Source organism: Paenisporosarcina sp. P4_B8 (genome assembly GCF_056402175.1).
This window is the reverse complement of sequence record NZ_JBFUHX010000009.1, coordinates 121,897-144,131: the sequence shown is the minus strand read 5'-3', so window position 1 is coordinate 144,131 and position 22,235 is coordinate 121,897. Positions and strand designations below refer to the sequence as shown.

The window sequence follows — 22,235 nt, the reverse complement described above, 5'->3', positions numbered from 1 at the left end:
GTGCTACTATGCTGTAATCATGATGCACTTTATGATAAAGGGTTAATTGCATTTGATGGTCAAGGAAATCTTCATATTTCTACACGAATTCCAGAAGCTAATTATGATAAATACGCTCTTATTYCAGGAACAAAAATTGCTCGAAGTGTGGAAAATAAACCGTACTTTAAGTGGCATAAAAAGAATATCTTTATGATGTAAACAAAGCAAGGATTAAACTAGATATTGTATTAATAAATTGGAAATAACAACGGTGGAATATCAGAAGTTAATATGAAGAGGATCTAATTTATTCTAATTTAAGTGGGGACATTTGGCTGTATTATTGCCAGGTGTCCCTTTTTATTAGTCAGAGTAGTATCAGTTAAAAGCATAAGCAAAGGTGATCAAGAATAAAATTGACATAAAAGATTTTGGATTTTTCTAGTTGGATGGAAAATGATAATGAATTTCGAAAACGATGATAATCATATGCGACCTTTAGAAAAACCAAAAAACTACAGGGGGAAAAATATTGAATTCATTTAAGGTTTTATTAAAACTTCTAATGGCGGAGCTAGAAAGTGAAGTGACGGATATTATAAAAGAAGAAGAGATGGATAAAAATCCTCAAGATTGGGTGCCTTACGGTGCAACGAATAAGAATTATAGTGTAATAGGTAATCAAGCAAGTACAGCGGAAGGTTCACTTGGAGAAAAGGTTACAAACGCAGTTGATTCATTGTTTACTCGGAAGTGTTATGAAGCTGGTATTGATCCCAAGGGTGAAAATGCTCCACAATCAGCCCAAGAAGCTCTGGAAATGTTTTATGGAGTAGCTGAAGGAGACCCTAAAAATATAACAAAAGGCCAAGAAAAAGAGATTACTAAAGATCTGTCGATTATGGCAACAACTAAAGACTGCAAAACTTGGAATGAGTTAGGTAAAAACGAAAAGGAATTAAACATTATCATTTATGATGGTGGGGAGGGCCAAAGCCCAAAAAGATTACCTGAAACTATATTGTCTCTATTAAAAGATAACAAAAAAGGAATTCCATTCACTCAAGGGAATTTTAATCAGGGGGGAAGTGGAGCTTTAAGATATTGCGGAACTAAAGGCTATAGTTTAATTGTCAGTAGACGAAATCAAAAGATTGTGGAAAAATTTCCAAATAGAAATGATAATTCAGAAGATATGTGGGGATGGACTTTAATAAGAGAAGAAATGCGAACAGGAGAAACTGATCCTGTATATACTTACTATGCACCTGGCGGAGTTATTCCCACTATAAAACAGGAAAGCTTACCACTAAAGGCAAAGATATTAAAAGGTAAAGATGCACAGACATATTTAAAATATAATTCTTCATGTACAGCAGGAATACCATATTCCGACCTTGTAGAATTTGGTACTGCAATAAAACTTTACAATTATCAATTAAAGCACAAGGGTCCATTATTATCACATTTTAAATATGATTTATCTAAGTGTATCTATGATACATTCCTACCCGTTAATCTTGTTGATTGCAGAAAGAATAAATTTAATAACGATGGATTGTTTCGAGGACTTAAAAAAATCCTAGAAGACGATTTAGCATCGAATGACGAAAGAAGACTAATACATAAAGATTTCCCTCTTGAGCCATATACTTATAACATTGATGATCAACAAGTAAAAGTTACAGTTTATGGATTGAACCAAAGGGATAATGGTAAAAAAGATGAAAAGGCACTTTTGGATGAAACGCAGCCAATAATACTAACACTGGGTCAGCAAATACAAGGAACTATGGATTCTCGTATACTTTCAAGTGCAGGCCTAGGTGTTGTGAAAAATTCTTTGTTAACCGTGATTGAATTTCCAAATATTTCTCCATCATTTAAAAAAGATTTATTCATGACCGATCGAGAAAGATTAATAAATAAAAAACCTAAAAAACTCATTGTAGAGCAGCTTAAAGCTTACTATCAGAATGAACAAAAATTACTAGACTTTAAAGAGAGTAGAATGAAGGAAAAGTTAATTACCGATATAAATTCTGATAATGAAAACATTAGGACAGTGATGGAAGACTGGGTAGAAAAAAACCCAGAAATATTAAAAAAATTAGGTTATGGATGTCTCTTACCTGGACCAAAAGAAACGAGATATGGGACTGGAACGAAAGGCGCAAGGAAGAAGAAATTTCGTATTAAAATATCAAAAAAAAATAAAGAAGTATTTCTAAAAGATAACCCCACTTTCTTCACCCCACTTTTGTCTAAAGTAGATGGTGATTTTCACAAATCAATTTCCCAAAACAAAGTCTTCAGAATAAGTTTTAGAACAGATTCACCATTAAATTTCTTCAATCGAAAAATTAATAAAGGTGAATTAGTAGTCAAGTATAATGGTAAGGATATTAAAGACTCCTATGGTTTTTCTATGACAAAGGGTAAATTATCACTTGATTTTAGTAAAAAACTATCATCGAAAAGGGGATTAAATGAACTCAAAATAACAATTAAATGTGAGAAGATTTCACTCGAAATTGAGCATTTCATTAATGTGTTTGTTGAAAAGCCAAAAATAAAGGATAGTGGAGCTGAAAATAATGGTGGAAATTCAGTTGGTTTGCCTCCTTTTCTTGTAGTTAACTGTAGTCAAGGCATAGATGGACTTACTGAAGAAACAGCTGTAATCCTAGATATCAGTGAAACAGGTGAAATGTATTACATAAACGAAGATAACAAATATCTAAAAGAAAAGTTAGAAGATTTGGAAAGTGAAGCGGAGAAAGTATATTACAAACAGATATTCATTTTTTCTACACTGATAAATGCGATTGCAACAAAAAATTATGAAGATAATAGAATAACGAAAGATGAAATGTCCATTGATATTGCTGAACAAGTTTCCTATGCGACATCAGCAATGGCTAGGACAATGTTTTTAACTGAACAGCTGTTATTTAAAATGAAACAAATAATTGTTTCATGATAAATAATTTATTATATGAGACGCAACTCTAGGCCCGATTCGATAACATGAACATCTCAATAAATTTTCTGTTATCATGATCGAAATGGAATCCCAATGAAAAAGACTTAGAATATCTATACATATACAAAATTTACATACGCTCGCTCTAAAATGATGAAAACGCATAGTTATTTTGTTCTTTTATTTGGTTCAAAGATAGAATTGTTAAATAAACATTCATGCTTGAATAAATTTGCTTAAATCTCAATGTGGTTATTGCTTTTCGTTGTGAATTTTTTCATTATTCGTGGATTACCTATGTACCACAACCTTCCAAAAAAAAAACGTTGAATAATGATGAAATTCTCTTATGATAAGGAAAGAAGATAATTTCGGTCATGTTTCGGTAAATGTTCTAATCCCCACGTGTCGCACCTGCAATGGTGAAGATATAGTCCAGACTACAAACAATGTTCATTGGTAGCGAAAGCTATAGTGGTAAGCTAAGGCGTCGGTCGGGGGTTCGAATCCCTCCTGGGACGTATGTAAGACTTTGAGCAAAAAAACTCCCTAAATTATATTTAGGGAGTTTTTTTGTGACCAATTATAGGCATGTTCAATGATTCAATCCATTTGCTGATGAAATATATTGGAGTCTAAAACAGAGTTGTTGAAGTGATGATATAATAGGGGAATCAGAAAGATTAGGTAGTCACGTGCCAAATTGTAAAGAAGGTATCCGAAACTTCTTCCTGTGTTAAAATTCGGAACCAGTATCTATTGGAGGGTGTTAATGTGAATAAAAAATGGACTATTGAAAATATCAGAGAATATGTCAAGAAGAATTCAGATTGTGAATTACTTTCTAAAGAGTATGTAGGATACTCTCAAAAATTACTGTTTAAATGTTCATGTGGAAATAATTTTGAAAAAACTTTTACTAAATTTAAAGGTAGTAATCAGAAAAAATGTCCAAATTGTTCAGAAAATAGGGCTTCTCGTTAAATTTTTCGGGGTATTGAAAAGTTTGAAGAGTCGCAGAAACTGTGTCAATTAAACCTTCTTTAACTAAAAGTGAATTGATCACATAACGCATGTGACTTCACTTGGGTAAAGAAGGTTTTTTTATTACAAAATTCGACATATTGGAAATGTCTGTTGCGGAAGAAGTATAATTCTCCCTAGAAGAACTTTGGTTCCGTGGAAAGGAGGAAATTCAGTGTTAGAAACGTTGTTGTTAAATATCTTATTTTTAATTTTCCCTCTACTATTGTTCGTGATTTTCTTTGATAATCGCAAACATTTTTATAATATTGTATTTCTCATTGCCTTTGCCACGATTTCGATGATTTTATGTATGGTTTATCCGATTCATCTGGATATTGGTTTTATTTTTGATTTGCGGTATATCCCGTTTATTATCGTTGCGTTATACGGAGGTTATTGGAAGGTTCTGCCTCTTTTTATCGTCTTGAACGTTTATCGTTTTATGATTGGTGGGGAGGGAACAATTCAATCCCTTTTATTTTCTTCCTCCATTTTCATTATTGTGCCTTTTTTGAGTACAATATTTCTTCGAGTAAACACGCAAAAACGAATAATTATTGGTGTTTCGGCAGCGATATTCACGATGGGATTTTACTTAACGACGCTCAGTACATTTTTTGATGTATTAACACAGGAGTTCTGGTTGCTGGCATTTTATTCCCTTACCACTCATGTTGTTGTCATTATCCTAATTATGTTGATGATCGAAAAAGCACTAGATAATATTAAGAGCCGCGAAAATTTCCTTCACGTAGAACGGCTTCATGTGATGAGTGAGCTTACGGCAAGTGTGTCGCATGAGATTAGAAACCCTCTGACTGTGACCAATGGTTTCTTGCAGCTATTGAAGGAATCAAAGACTGTATCGGTAGATGAAAAAATGTACATCGATTATTCGTTGAAAGAATTGGAACGTGCCGAACAAATTGTGAGTGATTTTCTAGCATTTGCGAAACCGCAATCTGAAAACATGGTGTATGCCAATTTAGAAGAAGAATTTAGGTACGTGAAAAATATTCTAATGCCTTATGCTAAAATGAATCGTGTTGAAATTGAATGTCATTTTACAAATATACTGAAGTTGAAATACGATAAAAATCAAATGCAACAGTGTCTTTTGAATCTATTAAAAAATGGAATAGAAGCAATGAAAGAAAACGGTGGGATTTTGACAATTGAGGTCTGTGATTTCGATCAAAACATTATCATAACCGTTAAAGATAGTGGCATTGGAATGACGAAGGATGAAATAAAGAATTTGGGTAAACCTTATTACTCAACAAAAAAAGAAGGTACAGGCCTTGGCATGTTGATGGTGTATGGAACGATCTGCAAAGTTAAAGGTAAAATTGATGTTGAAAGTAAAAAAGGTAAAGGAACTACTTTCACGATTACAATTCCAGTTTGAAATCTAGTTTGAAAAATTATGAAGGGGTGTGCATTAATGCGCACTCTTTTTCTATTTTCTTCTACATGTAAATTTCCCTTTTATAGTGTTTAGAGGAAGTAATTACTATATTAAAATATCTTTACAATTATATTACAGTCTTTTAATATGAATTTTGAAGATTATAAGAAATCACTATAATTTTACATTTTTGCAACAGGGAGAGTACATAGCGTGAAAAAATCATTAAAAGCATTGCTTCCATTAATTGTGCTTGTCAGCGGAGTTTTAGTGGGGTGCAGTGAAGATCAAACAACTGCTAAAGAAGTCAATCCTTCAAAAGCGGAACAGAAAGAAGTTTCCAATAAAAAAGAAGAAGTCAGCGAACCGGTAACGGATGAAAATGGCCAAGTACTTTTAACAGAAGTTGGGCAAAAAGTGAAGGAAGAGGATGGAACTTCTGTAGAATTGCTGAAAATTAAAGAGGTCAATCAAAGTGTAGACATAGCACCTGTAAAAGTTGTTGTAACAAACATGAAAGTCATCCAACTAACAGATATTCATCCTGATAACACAGACTATTTACTCCAATTCATGAATGCTTCGGAATTGCCAGAGAAACTTAATTATATTCAAATAAATTATACAGCTGAAAATACATCTGATAAAAATATTGGATGGAACGGAATCAGTACAATCGTTACGAATACGGGCGAGCAACTGGATGCAATGGGTAATGACTTTATTTGGGAAGAAAATGGCTTTGACAGTACTTTTTATGGTAAGACCAAACATGAAGGAACAATCGGAGTTTTTACAACCAGCAATGTTGATGAATTGAAATCATTGAAGTTCATTATCAGCTCAAGCTATGACGAAGACACGTATGAAGATATTACTAGTGAACAACAAGCTGAATTCGGTTTTTAATCACTGTTTGAGCTTTTTACTCCAAGAAGAATACAAATAATGAAGAAAGGATGTGCTGAGATGCGCATCCTTTTTTCAATTTGTGCTACTATAAACGCAAGAGAAAGGCGGAATCCACATTGCGAAAAAAGTACGGAAAACTTCAAAAAAAAGAAAACATCATTGTCTTTCCGGGCATGGTGGACAGACTCATATCCGAAGGACTGAAACATGCTGAAGATTTTCAATATGATTTAGCGGTGGATTCAATTAGACAGGCCCTGACATACATAGAAGCTGATGAACAAACACTGGGTGTCTATGCATATTCATTGTATGAAATTCGGGAATTCACTGAGGCTAAGACAGTTTGTGAGGAACTTTTGAAATTAGGTCCTACCTATTACTTTGAAACGATGGAGTTGTATGTAACGATCCTGATGGAGCTCCGCGAGTTCGGTGAGGTAAAAGAAATTTTGGAATCATTGCTTGAAGAAGGCGTTGTTTCTGAAGATAAAATAGATAAATTTGAACAACTTCTCACATTGAACGAACGCGTGGCCAAACAAAAAAGTGATCGGATATTGGAAGATGTACCCCATAACAATCAAATTGATGCAAGCTTATTTCAATACGAAACATTTTCTCGTTTCCCAGAAGATAAGCAACAGCAACTATTGGTTGAACTGGAAGGGGAAGATCTGACGCCAATAGAAAATGAACTGGTGACCATTATTGAAGATGACCTAATATCACCCATAACTAAATCCTTCGCCCTGTTATTGATGGTACACAAAAGAATAGATCGGAACATAACCATTGAAAAGTTCGGTTATGGAACTGATATTATCCCTAAAGAGCTGTTAGACCCTTCCCAAACACCGATGGTCGAGGCTGTCCTAAACATGACGGAAGATGACCTCATTCAAAATCCAACCAAACTGGAAATGGTTCATGATTTAATCATTCGTCACTCATTTGCAACGTATCCATTTGAATGGTTTTCGTTCGATGAGCAAGAAGTGGCTGAAGCTTATATAAATTACGTAGGTGGCATGTTAGGGGAAGAAGTGACTTGCGAAGGGAAGTTGTATGACTTGCTCGTTAGGATTGATGTCCTCTTCGAAATGCGGAACATGTGAAAAAAGTTGAAAGTATCGGCGGTTATGCTATACTAGAATGGTTGTCAAAATCATAGATAAGAATGATACTAAACAATTGAAATTAATGATGGAGGTTGAATATATGTCAGTGAAATGGGAAAAACAAGAAGGTAACACAGGTATTCTAACTGTAGAAGTAGAAGCAGCAAAAGTTAATGAAGGTTTAGACAAAGCTTTCAAAAAGGTTGTTAAAGAAATCAACGTACCAGGTTTCCGTAAAGGGAAAATGCCACGAAAAATGTTCGAACAACGTTTTGGTGCTGAGTCTTTATACCAAGATGCTTTAGATTTCATTCTACCTGATGCATATGCTTCAGCAGTTGAAGTAGCTGGAATTGATCCTGTTGATCGTCCAGAAATCGATATCGAAAAAATGGAGCAAGGTGAAAACTTGATTTTCAAAGCTACTGTTACAGTACGTCCTGAAGTAACTCTTGGAGATTACAAAGGCATTGAAGTTTCTAAACAAGACTCAAATGTAACTGATGAAGACATCGAAGCTCAATTAAAAGAACAACAAACTCGTTTGGCTGAGCTAGTTGTTAAAGAAGACGAAGCAATCGTTGAAGGCGATACAGCTGTTATCGATTTCGAAGGATTCCTTGGAGAAGAAGCATTTGAAGGCGGCGCTGGTGAAGACCACGCACTTGAAATTGGTTCTGGATCATTCATTCCAGGTTTCGAAGAACAATTGGTTGGCTTAAAAGCTGGCGAACAAAAAGATGTAGTTGTTACTTTCCCTGAAGAATACCATGCAGCTGAACTTGCTGGTAAAGAAGCTACTTTCAAAGTAACTGTGAAAGAAGTAAAAGGAAAAGAACTTCCTGAATTAAACGATGATTTCGCAAAAGAAATCGATAGCGAAATTGAAGGTATCGAAGCTCTTCGTACGAAATTAAAAGAACAAGCAATTGAAGAAAAGAAAAATGCGGCTGAAGCTGGATTCAAAGATGAGTTAGTTGAGAAAGTTGCTGAAAACGCAACAATCGATATTCCTCAAGCAATGATCGATGCAGAAGTAGATCGTATGTTAAATGACTTCGCACAACGTTTACAATCACAAGGTATGAACCTTGACCTTTACTACCAATTCTCAGGTCAAGATGAAAACGCACTTCGTGCACAAATGATTGAAGATGCTAACAAGCGTGTGAAAGTTTCCTTGACACTTGAAGCGATCGCTGAAGCAGAAGGCCTAACAGCTTCTGAAGAAGAAGTAAATGCTGAAATCGAAAAAATGTCTGGTCAATTCAACATGACTGCTGAACAAATCCGTACAGCACTTGGTGGTACTGGCGCACTTGAAAACGATATCCGTATGCAAAAAACAATCGACTTCTTAGTTGAAAACGCTAAAGTTACAGAATAATTTTTACAACTGCTTTTTAAAACAAGGCGCGGACATATTGCCCGTGCCTTGTTTTCTCTCATACATAGGTAATGTCTGGTGATTGATCCAAAAGATACGTGCATGATGAAAAATAATGATCTAAGTTTTCATTAATCTTATTAGTTGATTCTAGTAGGAGAATCTTGTAAGATTGTGGCTTGAATAGGGGTGAATATTTTGTTCAAATTTAATGATGAAAAAGGAAATTTAAAGTGTTCCTTCTGTGGTAAATCCCAAGAACAAGTTCGTAAACTGGTCGCAGGACCTGGTGTATATATTTGCGATGAATGTATTGAATTATGTACGGAAATCGTGGAAGAAGAACTCGGTACAGAAGAAGAAACTGAGTTTAAAGAAGTTCCAAAACCAAAAGAAATCCTTTCCATTCTTGATGAATATGTAATTGGTCAGGAGCGAGCAAAAAAATCACTCGCTGTAGCTGTTTATAATCATTACAAACGCATCAATTCCAACAGCAAAATCGATGATGTGGAATTATCAAAATCAAATATCGTTATTTTGGGACCAACTGGTAGCGGTAAGACGTTATTGGCTCAAACACTTGCGCGCATACTGAATGTGCCATTCGCGATTGCTGATGCAACATCATTAACTGAAGCTGGATATGTTGGGGAAGATGTAGAAAACATTCTCCTGAAATTGATTCAATCGGCTGATTATGATGTTGAAAAAGCGGAAAAAGGTATTATTTATATCGATGAAATCGATAAAGTAGCACGTAAATCCGAAAATCCATCCATCACGCGTGACGTTTCAGGCGAAGGCGTGCAACAGGCACTTCTGAAAATTTTAGAAGGCACAGTTGCAAGCGTTCCTCCTCAAGGTGGGCGTAAGCATCCTCATCAGGAATTCATTCAAATCGACACAACGAACATCTTGTTCATCGTTGGTGGAGCATTTGATGGTATTGATCAAATCATTAAACGTCGTTTAGGACAAAAAGTAATCGGTTTCGGTTCAGATCCAAACAAAAAAGATCCTGAGGAATCTTCATTATTATCACAATTAATTCCTGAAGATTTATTGAAATTCGGATTGATTCCTGAATTCATTGGCCGTCTGCCAGTATTGGCAAGTTTGGAACAGCTAGACGAGAACGCTCTTGTTCAAATTTTAACTGAACCCAAAAATGCTTTAGTGAAGCAATACCAAAAAATGATTGAATTGGATAATGTCAAATTGACATTTGAAGATGATGCATTGGTTGAAATTGCGAAATTGGCAATCGAACGCAAAACGGGTGCACGTGGACTTCGTTCGATTATTGAATCATTAATGTTGGACGTGATGTATGAATTGCCTTCACGTGAAGATATTATAGAGTGTGTTATTACGAAAGAAACGGTTACTGATTCTACAAATCCGAGATTGGTTTTGGAAGACGGTACCGTACTGAATCAAAATGATGAAAAAACTTCAGCGTAAATTGAGCTGAATGAGAAAAGCTGGCTTCGAACGTGCGTATGCTACGCGCAGCTCGGATGTCAGCTTTTTCTTCCATATGTTTGATTTATGGAGAAATCGGACAAAATTGGACGGAGGTGACTTTCCAAATGTCAAAGAAAAATGAAGAAAAAATCGTTCCATTATTACCTTTACGTGGTTTGTTAGTATTTCCGACGATGGTGTTACATATTGATGTAGGTCGTGAGCGTTCTGTAGCAGCATTGGAACAGGCATTATTGACTGATAACATCGTCTTTCTGGCAACCCAAAAAGATATGAATGTTGAACAACCAGTAGAAGAGGATTTGAACGGAATAGGAACGTTGGCTCATGTGAATCAAATGATTAAACTGCCAAACGGAACAATCCGTGTATTAGTAGAAGGCTTGGAGCGTGCAACGTGGGCTAGTTACACAGAAGGTGATAACTACGCAACTGTGACCGTTACTGCTTCACCGGATGATACTGAGAAAACGCCGGAACATGAAGCCCTTATGCGCATGCTACTTCAGTATTTTGAAAAGTACTCTAAAGTTTCGAAAAAAGTAACATCAGAAACATATGACACAGTCTCTGATATTGAAGAACCAGGCCGTTTGGCGGATATGATCGCGTCTTACTTGCCGCTGAAGATTAGTGGGAAACAAGAAGTGCTTGAAATTTTCGACGTGAAAGATCGCTTGGAATGGTTAGTCAATCGCTTGCACAATGAACAAGAAGTGTTGGATATGGAAAAGAAAATATCTGCACGAGTAAAACAGGCGATGGAACGTACACAAAAAGAATTTTATTTGCGTGAGCAAATGAAAGCGATTCAAACGGAACTTGGCGATCGAGAAGGTAAAACAGGAGAAGTAGCTGACCTTCGCAAGAAAATCGATGAATCAGGAATGCCTGAATCCACGTTAAAAGTGGCTTTGAAAGAGTTAGACCGATATGAAAAACTTCCGGCTGCCGCTGCTGAAAGTGGCGTCATTCGCAACTATTTGGATTGGCTAGTGGCCATTCCATGGACGGATGCTACAGCTGATCGATTGGATATCAACCGAGCGGAAGCTATTTTAAATCGTGACCACGATGGACTGGAGTCAGTAAAAGAGCGTGTGCTCGAATATTTAGCTGTTCGTCAATTGACCAAATCATTGCGCGGACCGATTCTTTGTCTGGCTGGACCACCAGGTGTCGGAAAAACTTCGCTTGCCCGTTCCATTGCAGAATCATTAGGACGTCAGTTCGTTCGTATTTCACTGGGTGGTGTACGAGATGAATCAGAAATTCGTGGACATCGTCGCACGTATGTAGGTGCAATGCCTGGACGCATCATTCAGGGGATGAAAAAAGCCGGAAAAATTAATCCGGTCTTCTTGTTGGATGAAATTGATAAAATGTCAAATGACTTCCGTGGGGATCCTTCATCAGCGATGCTTGAAGTATTGGATCCAGAACAGAACCATAATTTCAGCGACCATTACATCGAAGAAACATATAACTTATCAAACGTGTTATTCGTTGCAACTGCTAATGATTTAAGCACGATTCCAGGACCACTCCGTGATCGCATGGAAATTATTTCTATTGCAGGCTATACGGAGATGGAAAAGCAATCCATTGCAAAAAATCATTTATTGCCGAAACAGTTGAAAGAACATGGTTTGACGAAATCGCAACTGCAACTTAAAGATGATGCGATTCTTGACTTGATTCGCTATTACACACGTGAAGCGGGTGTACGTAGTCTCGAGCGCCAAATTGCTGCTATTTGCCGTAAAGCTGCCAAACAAGTGGTATCCACTGATAAAAAACGCATTGTCATCAAAGCTTCTTCTTTGGAAGATCTAATCGGCAAACATAAATTCCGTTATGGACAAGCTGAAACAGAAAACCAGGTAGGTGTTGCGACGGGCTTGGCCTATACCACTGTTGGTGGAGACACACTTCAAATTGAAGTATCTCTTTCACCTGGTAAAGGAAAGCTGATTTTGACTGGTAAATTGGGCGATGTCATGAAAGAGTCTGCTCAGACAGCCTTGTCATTCGTTCGATCGAAAACCGAAGTATTAGGACTGGATGCGAATTTCCATGAATCGCATGATATTCATATTCACGTGCCTGAAGGGGCGGTTCCGAAAGACGGACCTTCTGCCGGAATTACCATTGCAACGGCGCTTGTATCGGCTTTGTCAAAACGTCCTATTCGACGTGAAGTGGGCATGACTGGTGAAATCACATTACGTGGTCGCGTGTTGCCAATCGGTGGAGTTAAAGAAAAAACGTTAAGCGCTCACCGTGCAGGATTAACAACGATTATTTTACCTAAAGAAAATGAACGAGATATAGAAGATATACCGGGAAGTGTGCGCGAGGACTTAACATTCAAATTTGTCTCGCATGCTGACGAAGTGCTGGAAATAGCACTAGAAGGAGGCGGCGTGCAATGAAAGTGCATAACGTGGAATTAGTAATCAGTGCAGTACGACCAGAGCAATATCCGGAAGATGGTTTTCCGGAGTTTGCTCTTGCTGGTCGATCAAATGTAGGAAAATCTTCATTTATTAATAAAATGATAGGCCGAAAGAGTATGGCGCGTATTTCTTCAAAGCCGGGGAAAACGCAAACATTGAACTTCTATAAAATTGAAGAACAATTGTTTTTCGTTGATGTTCCTGGATACGGCTATGCAAAAGTTTCGAAAAGCGAACGTGAAGCTTGGGGTAAAATGATCGAAACGTATATTACGAGTCGTGACGTGCTGAAAGCCGTTATCCAGATTGTGGATCTTCGTCATCCACCATCCGATGATGATTGCATGATGTATGATTTCCTGAAGTATCACAACATTCCTTGTATCGTCATTGCCACAAAAGCGGATAAAATCCCGAAAGGCAAATGGGAGAAGCATAAGAAAATGGTTCGTGACGAACTTGATATGGAAGCGCATGATACGATGATTCTGTTTTCTTCGGAAACGGGTCTTGGATTTGATGCGGCATGGGCAGAAATCAAACGTCGTATGGTACTAGAAATAGAATAGAACGGTTACACTCTCTAAGAAGCCTTATGCTTTTTAGGGAGTTTTTTTAATGATTTGTGAATCTGGAGGATTGAAGTTTTTGTCAGAGGTAATATAAAGGTTGTGGGGATTTTGTGCAACCTGGAATGGTAAACTGTCTACCTGGAAGTTGTTTCTGTCTACTTGGAACCGCAAACTGTCAACCTGGCACTCGATATTGTCAACCTGGAGCAACAACCATTCCGATTTGCTCAACCATTCACAGACAATTCCGCCTACAAGCAAAACGATTGTATGCGTTCAGACGTTTTGATACACTTACATTATAATTATTATAAAGTAGCTTACCAATCAGCCTTGATTTCATAGCTTGTTCACATTTAAAACCTTGTTTTTAAAAACGTTATGCTATAATAAAAGGCGTGAAATAGAACGTGAAAGGTGTCATGAAGCCATGCATACCATCGTAGTGGGTGTTAATTATCGTACAGCGCCGGTAGAGATTCGCGAACGATTGTCCTTCGTTGAGTCCGATTTACCGCAGGCGATGCAAGCACTGCAAGAGCAGAAAAGCATATTGGAAAACGTGATTGTCTCTACATGTAACCGTACCGAAATCTATGCGATTGTCGATCAGTTACATACCGGACGTTATTATATAAAGCAATTCCTTGCGACATGGTTCAAGTTACCGATTGAATCGTTTTCGTCGTACCTATTCATTTATGAAAATGATGGGGCGATGGAGCATCTATTCCGAGTAACTGCTTCGATCGATTCAATGGTGCTTGGAGAAACACAAATTCTTGGACAAGTACGCAAAAGTTTCTTGGATGCCCAAGAACGGGGGACAACTGGAACAGTATTCAACCAATTGTTCAAACAAGCGATTACTCTTGCGAAGCGTGCACATGCTGAAACAGCAATCGGTGAGAACGCGGTTTCTGTTTCTTATGCTGCCGTTGAACTAGGAAAGAAAATTTTCGGTTCATTGAAGCAAAAGCATGTTGTCATTTTAGGGGCAGGGAAAATGGGTGAACTGGCGATTAAGAACCTTCACGGAAGTGGAGCAGAGAAAATCACAGTCATCAACCGCACCTTCGAGAAAGCTCAATTACTTGCAGAGAAATTTGATGGTCAGGCGAAATCGATGCAAGAACTTCAATGTGCATTGCTTGAAGCTGACATATTAATTAGTTCAACAGGTTCAACTGAATACGTTATTGACTTGGAATTGATGCAATTTGTGGAGCGCATTCGTAAAGGAAAGCCATTATTCATGGTGGATATCGCAGTACCACGTGATTTGGATCCGCGCATTGGTGAGCTTCCAAATGTGTTCCTATATGATATAGATGATTTGCAAGGCATTGTGGAAGCGAACTTAGCGGAACGACAACTTGCTGCTAATGACATCATGTTGATGATTGAACAGGAACTTGTCCAGTTCAACAATTGGCTCGGTACATTGGGAGTCGTTCCTATCATCTCGGCACTTCGTCAAAAAGCGATGCAAATACAAGCAGAGACTATGGTCAGCATTGAAAACAAAATGCCTGAACTGACGGATCGAGAACGCAAGATATTAAGCAAACATACTAAATCAATTATCAATCAATTGTTAAAAGATCCAATCCTGCAGGCGAAAGAACTTGCAGTTTCATCAAATTCACATGAACAACTGCAATTATTCCAGCAGATATTTGGTATTGTAGAAGAGGTTCAGCAAGAAAAACAACGTCAAATGATGGCTGTTAAACAACAGCTAGAAGTTGTTGAAGAAAAAAAGATAGCAGTTAATCCAGGGTATTCATATTAATTCATGTTAGGAGGCGTTTTCGTATCTGTATGGTAAACTATACATGCGAAAACGCTTTTTTATTTCTTAAGCGAAAAGGGGTAAGGTAGTGGCGGATTTGACCATGACAAGGCTGCATGAAGGTATGGTTGTCCTCTACGCAATCAGTCTTGTATTTTACTTCATTGATTATTTAGATAAAGATTCAAAAGCTCACCGCATTGCGTTTTGGCTACTCAGCATTGTGTGGCTATTGCAAACGGTTTTTTTAGTCCTATATATTGTTGAGACGAAAAGGTTTCCGATATTGACTTTGTTTGAAGGCATTTATTTTTATGCCTGGTTATTAATCTCGTTATCCATTGTACTTCACCTTATATACCGTATGATGGTTCCCGTGTTTTTCCTGAATGTCATCGGTTTTATTTTTATGACAATTCATACATTTTCACCTGTTCAGATTGAACGCTCACCTGTTGGGGAAACACTGTTATCAGAGTTGTTATTCATCCATGTGACTTTTGCGATCCTGTCGTATGTAGGATTCTCGTTATCTTTTGTCTTTTCGGCGTTGTATCATATTTTGTATCGCTTATTAAAGAAAAAGAAATGGACGAAACAATTCGGGAAACTGCCTTCTCTTGATCAAACGGAGAAGGGGATGACCGTGTCAATCGTCGTTGGCATTCCATTCCTGCTCGTCAGTCTGATTCTTGGGCTGCAATGGGGATACGTTACACTCAATGAATTTTCGCTCTTTGATGTGAAAATCATAGGTTCATTTATTTTATTATTTGTATACGGCTATTTATTTTATCGAAGAAAAAAAGGGACACTTCACGGAACAAATTATGCATGGGGTCATGCTTATGCCTTCCTGCTCGTGTTGGTGAATTTTTTCTTGGGAAGTCGATTATCCGACTTTCATTTTTGGTACTAAAATCTAATTAATCGGTTAAGTGGGGTTGTTATAATGAGAAAAATTATTGTAGGTTCGAGAAGAAGTAAATTGGCATTGACACAAACAAATTGGTTTATCGATCAAATGAAACAAGCGGGAGCACCATTTGAGTTTGAAGTAAAAGAAATCGTTACAAAAGGTGATCAAATCCTGGACGTTCAACTTTCAAAAGTTGGGGGCAAAGGATTGTTTGTCAAAGAAATTGAACAAGCCTTGTACGACAAAGAAATCGATTTTGCTGTTCACAGCATGAAAGACATGCCTTCGGAATTGCCGGAAGGACTTGTCATCGGTTGTATTCCTCCGCGTGAAGATGCACGTGATGCTTTTATTTCAACTGGGCATGTGAAATTTATGGACTTACCGGTAGGAGCAGTTGTTGGAACGAGCAGTTTACGCCGTTCAGCTCAACTTCTGTTATTGCGTCCAGACCTTGAAATCAAATGGATTCGCGGAAATGTAGATACTCGTCTCGCGAAACTTGAAACAGAAGAGTACGATGCGATTATTTTAGCTGCAGCTGGACTCAAGCGACTTGGGTGGAGCGATGATGTGGTGACGGAATATTTATCAACTGAAGATTGTCTTCCTGCTGTGGGTCAAGGTGCTTTAGCAATCGAATGCCGTGGAGACGACGCGGAATTATTAGGAGAGCTTGGCAAACTGACACATGAAGAAACTTGGAAAGCCGTTCATGCAGAGCGTGCGTTTTTACATGCAATGGATGGCGGTTGCCAAGTACCGATTGCTGGTTTTGCAACTGTGGAAAACGGAGATGTTCATTTTACAGGATTGGTTGCTTCACCTGATGCTGAAAAAGTTTTCAAACAAACTTCTAAGAATGTTGTACCAGAAACTGCAGGAAAAGAAGTGGCAGTGACATTAAGCGAGCAAGGTGCTTACGATTTGATTCAACAAGTAAGAGCCGATTTAAATGTCTAAAAAAGGTGATTTGCAAGGACAAACGATTGTCTTTACAGGTCAACCAAAGTCAGACGAAGCATTTCTTGAAGTGACAAGGCTGGGTGGCGAATTCATTTCTTTCCCGCTCATCCGAACTCAGGAAGTAACGTTTCAAGACGAACAATTTATTAATAGTCTCCACACTTATGACTGGTTGATTTTTACAAGCCAAAATGCAGTAGGTGCATTCGAACAAAAGGTGCTGCGACACAAGATTCTCGTGGATTGCTTGCCTTGTAAGATTGCAGCAGTTGGAAGTAAAACTGCAACTGCTTTAGAACGCATAGGATTTCATGTGACGTTTACGCCGACTACGTTCAGTGCGGATGCATTCGTTCAACAATTCCCGTTGGTAGCCGGTTACTCAGATACTTGTTTGTTTTTACGTGGATCACTTGCTAAAGCTACGATAAAAGAAGGCCTATCACAATCCGTGGACGAATGGACCGTATATGAAACTCTGCCGGATGAGGGTAACGCTAAAAGTCTAGGTGACTATCTCACTCAACATCCAGATGTTTTTGTGGCATTTGCAAGTCCCTCATCAGTGGAAGTATTCACACGTGAAATTGCGCCCAAAATCGGTTGGAACGAAATGACGATTGCTGCAATTGGTCATGTGACTGCAACTGAATTGAAAAAACAAGGTGTTGCAGTTCATATACAGCCAACAACTTACACATGGCTTGCACTCATTCAAGAAATTGCTAAATGGAAGGATGACTCATACAAATGAAAGAACTTCAATTTAATAGACACCGACGCTTGCGTCACAGCGAAACTTTGCGTGCAATGGTACGCGAAACTAAATTACATACAGATGATTTGATTTACCCGATTTTCGTTGCTGAAGGCGAAAATATTAAAAACCCGATCGCTTCAATGCCAGGCGTATACCAATTTTCTTTGGATCGCTTAGGTGAGGAAGTGGACGAAGTTGTATCACTTGGTATCCCATCGGTTATTTTATTCGGCATACCTCTTGAGAAAGATGCAGAAGGCACACAAGCTTACCATGATCATGGCATCATTCAAGAAGCGATTCGCTTTGTAAAAGAACGTCACCCACATTTGGTTGTCATTGCTGATACGTGCTTATGTGAATATACGGACCATGGTCACTGCGGAATTATTGAAAACGGACAAGTCCTAAACGATCCAACTCTTGATTTATTGGCTCGCACTGCCATTGCACAAGCGAAAGCGGGTGCTGACATTATTGCTCCGTCAAACATGATGGATGGATTCGTAGCGGCTATTCGTTACGGTTTGGATGAAGCAGGCTTTTCACATCTTCCTATTATGTCGTATGCAGTGAAATATGCATCCGCGTATTACGGTCCATTCCGTGACGCGGCAAACAGTACACCTCAATTTGGTGACCGCAAGTCGTATCAAATGGATTTTGCAAATCGCAATGAAGCGATGCGCGAAGCAACATCTGACGTCGAAGAAGGCGCAGATTTCCTGATTGTTAAACCAGCACTATCTTACTTGGATATCGTGCGTGACGTGAAAAATAACTTCGACTTACCGGTCGTGGCTTACAATGTGAGCGGGGAATATGCCATGGTGAAAGCGGCAGCACAAAACGGATGGATAGACGAAGAAAGAATTGTCATTGAAACACTTACAAGCATGAAGCGCGCAGGCGCGGATTTAATCATGACGTACCACGCGAAAGATGTGGCTCGTTGGTTGGGGGCGAAATAATGGAACGTTCTTACGATAAATCAAAACAAGCATTCAGCGAAGCCGTGAAATTGATGCCAGGTGGTGTCAATAGTCCGGTACGTGCATTCAAATCGGTTGATATGGATCCGATTTTCATGGCAAGCGGAAAAGGTGCAACAATTACAGACATCGATGGAAATGACTATATCGACTATGTACTTTCATGGGGACCGCTTATTTTAGGTCACTCTCATCCTGACGTCGTGGCAGCTATTCAAAAAGTAGCTGAAACGGGTACAAGTTTCGGTGCACCTACAGTCGTTGAAAATGACTTGGCAAAATTGGTCATGGAACGTGTGCCATCGATTGAAATGGTACGTATGGTATCTTCCGGAACAGAAGCAACGATGAGCGCACTTCGTGCAGCACGTGGTTACACTGGACGTAATAAAATCCTGAAATTCGAAGGTTGTTACCATGGACATGGCGATAGCTTATTGATTAAAGCAGGCTCAGGTGTTGCGACACTTGGTTTACCGGATAGCCCAGGTGTGCCGGAATCAGTAGCTAAAAACACGATTACAGTAGCTTACAATGATTTGGAGAGTGTACGTGCAGCATTTAAACAGCACGGAGATGACTTAGCAGCAATTATCGTAGAACCAGTGGCAGGGAATATGGGCGTAGTCGGACCTCAACCTGGCTTCCTCGAAGGTCTTCGTGAACTATCAACAGATAACGGAACAGTTCTTATCTTTGACGAAGTAATGACGGGCTTCCGTGTCGGTTATAACTGTGCCCAAGGTCACTTTAACGTAACACCGGATTTGACGTGTCTTGGTAAAGTAATCGGCGGAGGACTTCCAGTCGGTGCGTACGGCGGGAAACTTGAAATTATGTCCCGAATCGCGCCAAGTGGCCCGATTTATCAAGCAGGCACACTTTCAGGTAATCCATTAGCGATGACGGCAGGTCTTGAAACCCTGTCTCGCTTAACTCCTGAAACGTATGAGCATTTCAACAGACTTGCGGATCAGTTGGAAGCTGGCTTCTGTGAAGCGGCATCGAAATACCACATCCCACACACAGTGAATCGTGCGGGATCCATGATTGGATTCTTCTTTACGAATGAAACAGTAACGAACTACGACGTGGCGAAAACGTCTGATCTTAAACTGTTTGCAAAATATTACCGCTTGATGGCTGAGGAAGGCATTTTCTTGCCACCTTCACAATTTGAAGGAATGTTCCTATCTGCCGCTCATACGTCTGAAGACATTGCGAAAACTGTGGAAGCATTCCATAAAGTATTTAAACAACTGGCTTAATACACATGTCCTGGTACTCATTCGAGTATCAGGGCTTTTTTCAATGAAGAAAGGTGTGGTCTTGTTGCAACAGTCTTGGATAATCATACGTACTTTTATAATTGCAGCAGCGGCTGGTTTCATATTTGACCGAATCGGCATCTTTTTGCCATGGTTGCTAGGACCGATGGTTTCATTACTGCTTTTAAGGCAATATACTAAATTGCAATTTGAGTGGCCACGAATATATCGACAGATTGGTTTGATTTTCCTTGGTATTCAAATCGGCTCGTCTTTTACGAAAACATCCATTGAACTTATGTGGTTTGATTTTCCCCTGATGGTATTGATGACGTTGTCAGTCTCAGGTGTAGCACTATTATTAAGCCTGCTTTTCATGAAAATGTCTGGGGAAACCCTTGCAACCAGCGTGTTAGGTTCTTTGCCAGGTGGGCTATCCCAAATGGTGTTGCTGAGTGAAGAAGTGAAATCGGCGAATTCCACCATCGTGACATTGATGCAGACGTTTCGGATCTTTGTGGTCGTGACGGTTGTCCCTTTTTTGACTGCCTGGATTCCAAAAGGCAGTCATTTCAATGAAGCGACACTGACTGAGTTGCCAACATTTAATGTTACTCATTTCGTCATAGCTGTCTTGCTTGGTACTTCCTTTTTTATCGCAATGAAAAAAATACATTTTCCTTTGCCTGAAATGATGGCCCCTATTTTATCAATGGCCATTGTGCAGTTCGTGACAGACCATCCAGTTATCGAAGTGCCTTCCATCGTATTAATTCTGTCTCAAATATTTGTGGGTGCTCATTTAGGCTTACAGCTCGAAAAAGTAAGAGATCAATTGTCGATACGATTGTTCGCAGCGATTGTGCTGACAAACTTGGCGCTTATTGCATTTTGTGGATTCGTTGCATACGTACTGACAAACATTCATCCAGTTAACACGTTTCTAGATTTCTTTATTAGCGCAGCGCCTGGAGGAATTGCCGAAATGTCCATTACAGCATTGGAAACGGGTGCAGATTTGTCGACCGTCACCAGTTTTCATTTATTCCGGATTTTCTTTATCCTGCTGATTGCAGGACCTGTGATGACGTATGCATTGAAAAAATGGTCGAAAGCCTGATGTTTGATAGTGAGCGGTTGCTTAGACTGACTTTTCGGCGTTGTCATCTGAAATAGAGCTGGTGACGTCTTAAAAAATAATGAACTACGTCCGAGAAACTTTAGGAACAATAAGAAGTTCTTCACGAAAGCATAAAGGCTCGTTCCCTCGCATAAAATCTTTCACATAGCTTTGTGAAGGAGGACAAGAAGTGAATCAAGTTAATTGGAAGCTTCAAGAAGTTTTTTATTTCCCGGAAAGTTTTGGGGTGCCAACAAATGCTTCACTAATTGAGGTCAAGCCACAAGTAGAGTTTCAGCAAGTTAAAGGAGTAAGCAGTTTATATGGAATTTACCATATTGCAGCACATGTAGCTTTCCAACCAGGTGAATGTGAGCACCACGGAACGTCTGAATGGGTTTCAATCGAGGACTTGGACATGAATGGGGAAAACGGCTACTTTGAATATGCGGTGCCTTTATTCGTGGAATTACCTCCAAATTATGTTCATGGCAAAGTAGAGCCTGAAATCCATCTGTCGGACGTAAATGCATCTGTCACCGATGAAAAAACATTGAAAGTGGAATGGAGCGTTACTTGCTCGTATGAACTTCCTGAACCACGGGAATCCTCTTCCGTAGAAGTATTCACTGAGCCTGTCAATTCCACTTCCGAGGAAAATCCGGTGGTCAAAGAAAATATAGCATTGCCATTCTTCCTGAGTGATTTAAAAGACGGCTACTCCGTCTATGAAGTTAAATAATATCTTTTTGAAATAAAAATAAGATGAAAATTAACAAGCACAGCAGCAAGAAATCGAAGGTCGTCGGGATGAAAATGGTACGGATAAGTTCGAAAACTGTGATCGGCAAAATGATGTCTTTGCAGTAGAAGCGGGTTCTTCGAAGCCACGGTGGAAGCAGATAAGGATTATATCCTCTTCGCATTGAGATTCCTCCTTTCAAAAATACTTGACGAGTTGTCGTGCAGTCCTATACAATAATCTCATCTTGGAAATACAATATGTTACAAAACTAAATAACAATGCATTGATTGGGAAGAGTAAAGTGGTGCTGTTTTCACAAGAGAGGG

18 protein-coding genes, 1 pseudogene and 1 other annotated feature (1 of these 20 running past the window's edge) are annotated in these 22,235 nt (G+C 38.8%); of the genes and pseudogenes, 18 read left to right on the top strand and 1 reads right to left on the bottom strand.

Annotated elements, in window-relative coordinates:
- The 18 genes and pseudogenes from AC1DSK_RS10575 to AC1DSK_RS10490 all read left to right on the top strand — a co-directional run.
- A pseudogene (locus tag AC1DSK_RS10575) lies at positions 1 to 201 on the top strand (HNH endonuclease); the annotation flags it as partial.
- A gap of 313 nt (positions 202 to 514) precedes the next feature.
- Positions 515 to 2,965, top strand: a complete 2,451-nt coding sequence (locus tag AC1DSK_RS10570) for a hypothetical protein (protein WP_477547010.1) — start codon at positions 515 to 517, stop codon at positions 2,963 to 2,965.
- A 777-nt stretch (positions 2,966 to 3,742) separates the two neighbouring features.
- Positions 3,743 to 3,952 carry a hypothetical protein gene (locus AC1DSK_RS10565; protein ID WP_342543342.1) on the top strand — a complete coding sequence of 70 codons (210 nt, stop codon included), beginning with the start codon at positions 3,743 to 3,745 and terminating at the stop codon, positions 3,950 to 3,952.
- 214 nt (positions 3,953 to 4,166) lie between these two features.
- Positions 4,167 to 5,402 carry an ATP-binding protein gene (locus AC1DSK_RS10560; RefSeq protein WP_477547009.1) on the top strand — a complete coding sequence of 412 codons (1,236 nt, stop codon included), beginning with the start codon at positions 4,167 to 4,169 and terminating at the stop codon, positions 5,400 to 5,402.
- A 213-nt stretch (positions 5,403 to 5,615) separates the two neighbouring features.
- Positions 5,616 to 6,311, top strand: a complete 696-nt coding sequence (locus AC1DSK_RS10555) for a hypothetical protein (RefSeq protein ID WP_477547008.1) — start codon at positions 5,616 to 5,618, stop codon at positions 6,309 to 6,311.
- 119 nt (positions 6,312 to 6,430) lie between these two features.
- Positions 6,431 to 7,432 carry a tetratricopeptide repeat protein gene (locus AC1DSK_RS10550; RefSeq protein ID WP_477547007.1) on the top strand — a complete coding sequence of 334 codons (1,002 nt, stop codon included), beginning with the start codon at positions 6,431 to 6,433 and terminating at the stop codon, positions 7,430 to 7,432.
- 103 nt (positions 7,433 to 7,535) lie between these two features.
- Positions 7,536 to 8,822, top strand: coding sequence for a trigger factor (gene tig, locus AC1DSK_RS10545; RefSeq protein ID WP_477547006.1), 1,287 nt, complete (start codon positions 7,536 to 7,538; stop codon positions 8,820 to 8,822).
- 198 nt (positions 8,823 to 9,020) lie between these two features.
- Positions 9,021 to 10,289, top strand: a complete 1,269-nt coding sequence (gene clpX, locus AC1DSK_RS10540; RefSeq protein WP_477547005.1) for an ATP-dependent protease ATP-binding subunit ClpX — start codon at positions 9,021 to 9,023, stop codon at positions 10,287 to 10,289.
- Between the two features lie 128 nt (positions 10,290 to 10,417).
- A complete protein-coding gene (lon, locus tag AC1DSK_RS10535; protein ID WP_477547003.1) occupies positions 10,418 to 12,748 on the top strand; it encodes an endopeptidase La in 2,331 nt (776 codons plus the stop codon).
- Positions 12,745 to 13,341 (top strand): ribosome biogenesis GTP-binding protein YihA/YsxC, encoded by a 597-nt coding sequence (gene yihA / locus AC1DSK_RS10530; protein ID WP_016426759.1) that lies wholly within the window; start codon positions 12,745 to 12,747, stop codon positions 13,339 to 13,341. The genes lon and yihA overlap by 4 nt, the downstream gene beginning before the upstream one ends.
- A gap of 433 nt (positions 13,342 to 13,774) precedes the next feature.
- A complete protein-coding gene (gene hemA / locus AC1DSK_RS10525; protein ID WP_477532215.1) occupies positions 13,775 to 15,139 on the top strand; it encodes a glutamyl-tRNA reductase in 1,365 nt (454 codons plus the stop codon).
- 88 nt (positions 15,140 to 15,227) lie between these two features.
- Entirely contained in the window at positions 15,228 to 16,058 is an 831-nt protein-coding gene (locus AC1DSK_RS10520) for a cytochrome C assembly family protein (RefSeq protein ID WP_477547002.1), read from the top strand.
- A gap of 33 nt (positions 16,059 to 16,091) precedes the next feature.
- Complete coding sequence (gene hemC / locus AC1DSK_RS10515) at positions 16,092 to 17,021, top strand: hydroxymethylbilane synthase (protein WP_477547001.1); 930 nt, start codon at positions 16,092 to 16,094, stop codon at positions 17,019 to 17,021.
- A complete protein-coding gene (locus AC1DSK_RS10510) occupies positions 17,014 to 17,778 on the top strand; it encodes a uroporphyrinogen-III synthase (RefSeq protein ID WP_477547000.1) in 765 nt (254 codons plus the stop codon). Before hemC ends, AC1DSK_RS10510 begins: the two co-directional genes overlap by 8 nt.
- The gene (hemB, locus tag AC1DSK_RS10505) at positions 17,775 to 18,755 is read left to right on the top strand and encodes a porphobilinogen synthase (protein ID WP_477546999.1); all 981 of its coding nucleotides are present in this window, start codon (positions 17,775 to 17,777) and stop codon (positions 18,753 to 18,755) included. Before AC1DSK_RS10510 ends, hemB begins: the two co-directional genes overlap by 4 nt.
- Positions 18,755 to 20,044 carry a glutamate-1-semialdehyde 2,1-aminomutase gene (hemL, locus tag AC1DSK_RS10500; protein ID WP_477546998.1) on the top strand — a complete coding sequence of 430 codons (1,290 nt, stop codon included), beginning with the start codon at positions 18,755 to 18,757 and terminating at the stop codon, positions 20,042 to 20,044. The genes hemB and hemL overlap by 1 nt, the downstream gene beginning before the upstream one ends.
- A 43-nt stretch (positions 20,045 to 20,087) precedes the next feature.
- On the top strand, positions 20,088 to 21,164 hold the full coding sequence (locus AC1DSK_RS10495; RefSeq protein ID WP_477546997.1) for an AbrB family transcriptional regulator: 1,077 nt from the start codon (positions 20,088 to 20,090) through the stop codon (positions 21,162 to 21,164).
- A gap of 190 nt (positions 21,165 to 21,354) precedes the next feature.
- Positions 21,355 to 21,906, top strand: coding sequence for a hypothetical protein (locus AC1DSK_RS10490; RefSeq protein ID WP_477546996.1), 552 nt, complete (start codon positions 21,355 to 21,357; stop codon positions 21,904 to 21,906).
- On the opposite strand, the gene AC1DSK_RS10485 is transcribed toward AC1DSK_RS10490, so the two are convergent.
- Positions 21,899 to 22,090 (bottom strand): hypothetical protein, encoded by a 192-nt coding sequence (locus AC1DSK_RS10485; RefSeq protein ID WP_477546995.1) that lies wholly within the window; start codon positions 22,088 to 22,090, stop codon positions 21,899 to 21,901. The two genes, AC1DSK_RS10490 and AC1DSK_RS10485, sit on opposite strands and share 8 nt — an antisense overlap.
- A gap of 93 nt (positions 22,091 to 22,183) precedes the next feature.
- Positions 22,184 to 22,235, top strand: a binding site (T-box leader); it runs 174 nt beyond the window's last position.

Bases quoted from the DNA above. Each gene is read 5' to 3' on its own strand.
- AC1DSK_RS10485 (WP_477546995.1), bottom strand. From the start codon at position 22,090: ATGCGAAGAGGATATAATCCTTATCTGCTTCCACCGTGGCTTCGAAGA.
- hemA (WP_477532215.1), top strand. From the start codon at position 13,775: ATGCATACCATCGTAGTGGGTGTTAATTATCGTACAGCGCCGGTAGAG.
- lon (WP_477547003.1), top strand. From the start codon at position 10,418: ATGTCAAAGAAAAATGAAGAAAAAATCGTTCCATTATTACCTTTACGT.
- AC1DSK_RS10495 (WP_477546997.1), top strand. From the start codon at position 20,088: ATGAAGAAAGGTGTGGTCTTGTTGCAACAGTCTTGGATAATCATACGT.
- hemC (WP_477547001.1), top strand. From the start codon at position 16,092: ATGAGAAAAATTATTGTAGGTTCGAGAAGAAGTAAATTGGCATTGACA.
- AC1DSK_RS10510 (WP_477547000.1), top strand. From the start codon at position 17,014: ATGTCTAAAAAAGGTGATTTGCAAGGACAAACGATTGTCTTTACAGGT.
- yihA (WP_016426759.1), top strand. From the start codon at position 12,745: ATGAAAGTGCATAACGTGGAATTAGTAATCAGTGCAGTACGACCAGAG.
- tig (WP_477547006.1), top strand. From the start codon at position 7,536: ATGTCAGTGAAATGGGAAAAACAAGAAGGTAACACAGGTATTCTAACT.
- hemB (WP_477546999.1), top strand. From the start codon at position 17,775: ATGAAAGAACTTCAATTTAATAGACACCGACGCTTGCGTCACAGCGAA.
- hemL (WP_477546998.1), top strand. From the start codon at position 18,755: ATGGAACGTTCTTACGATAAATCAAAACAAGCATTCAGCGAAGCCGTG.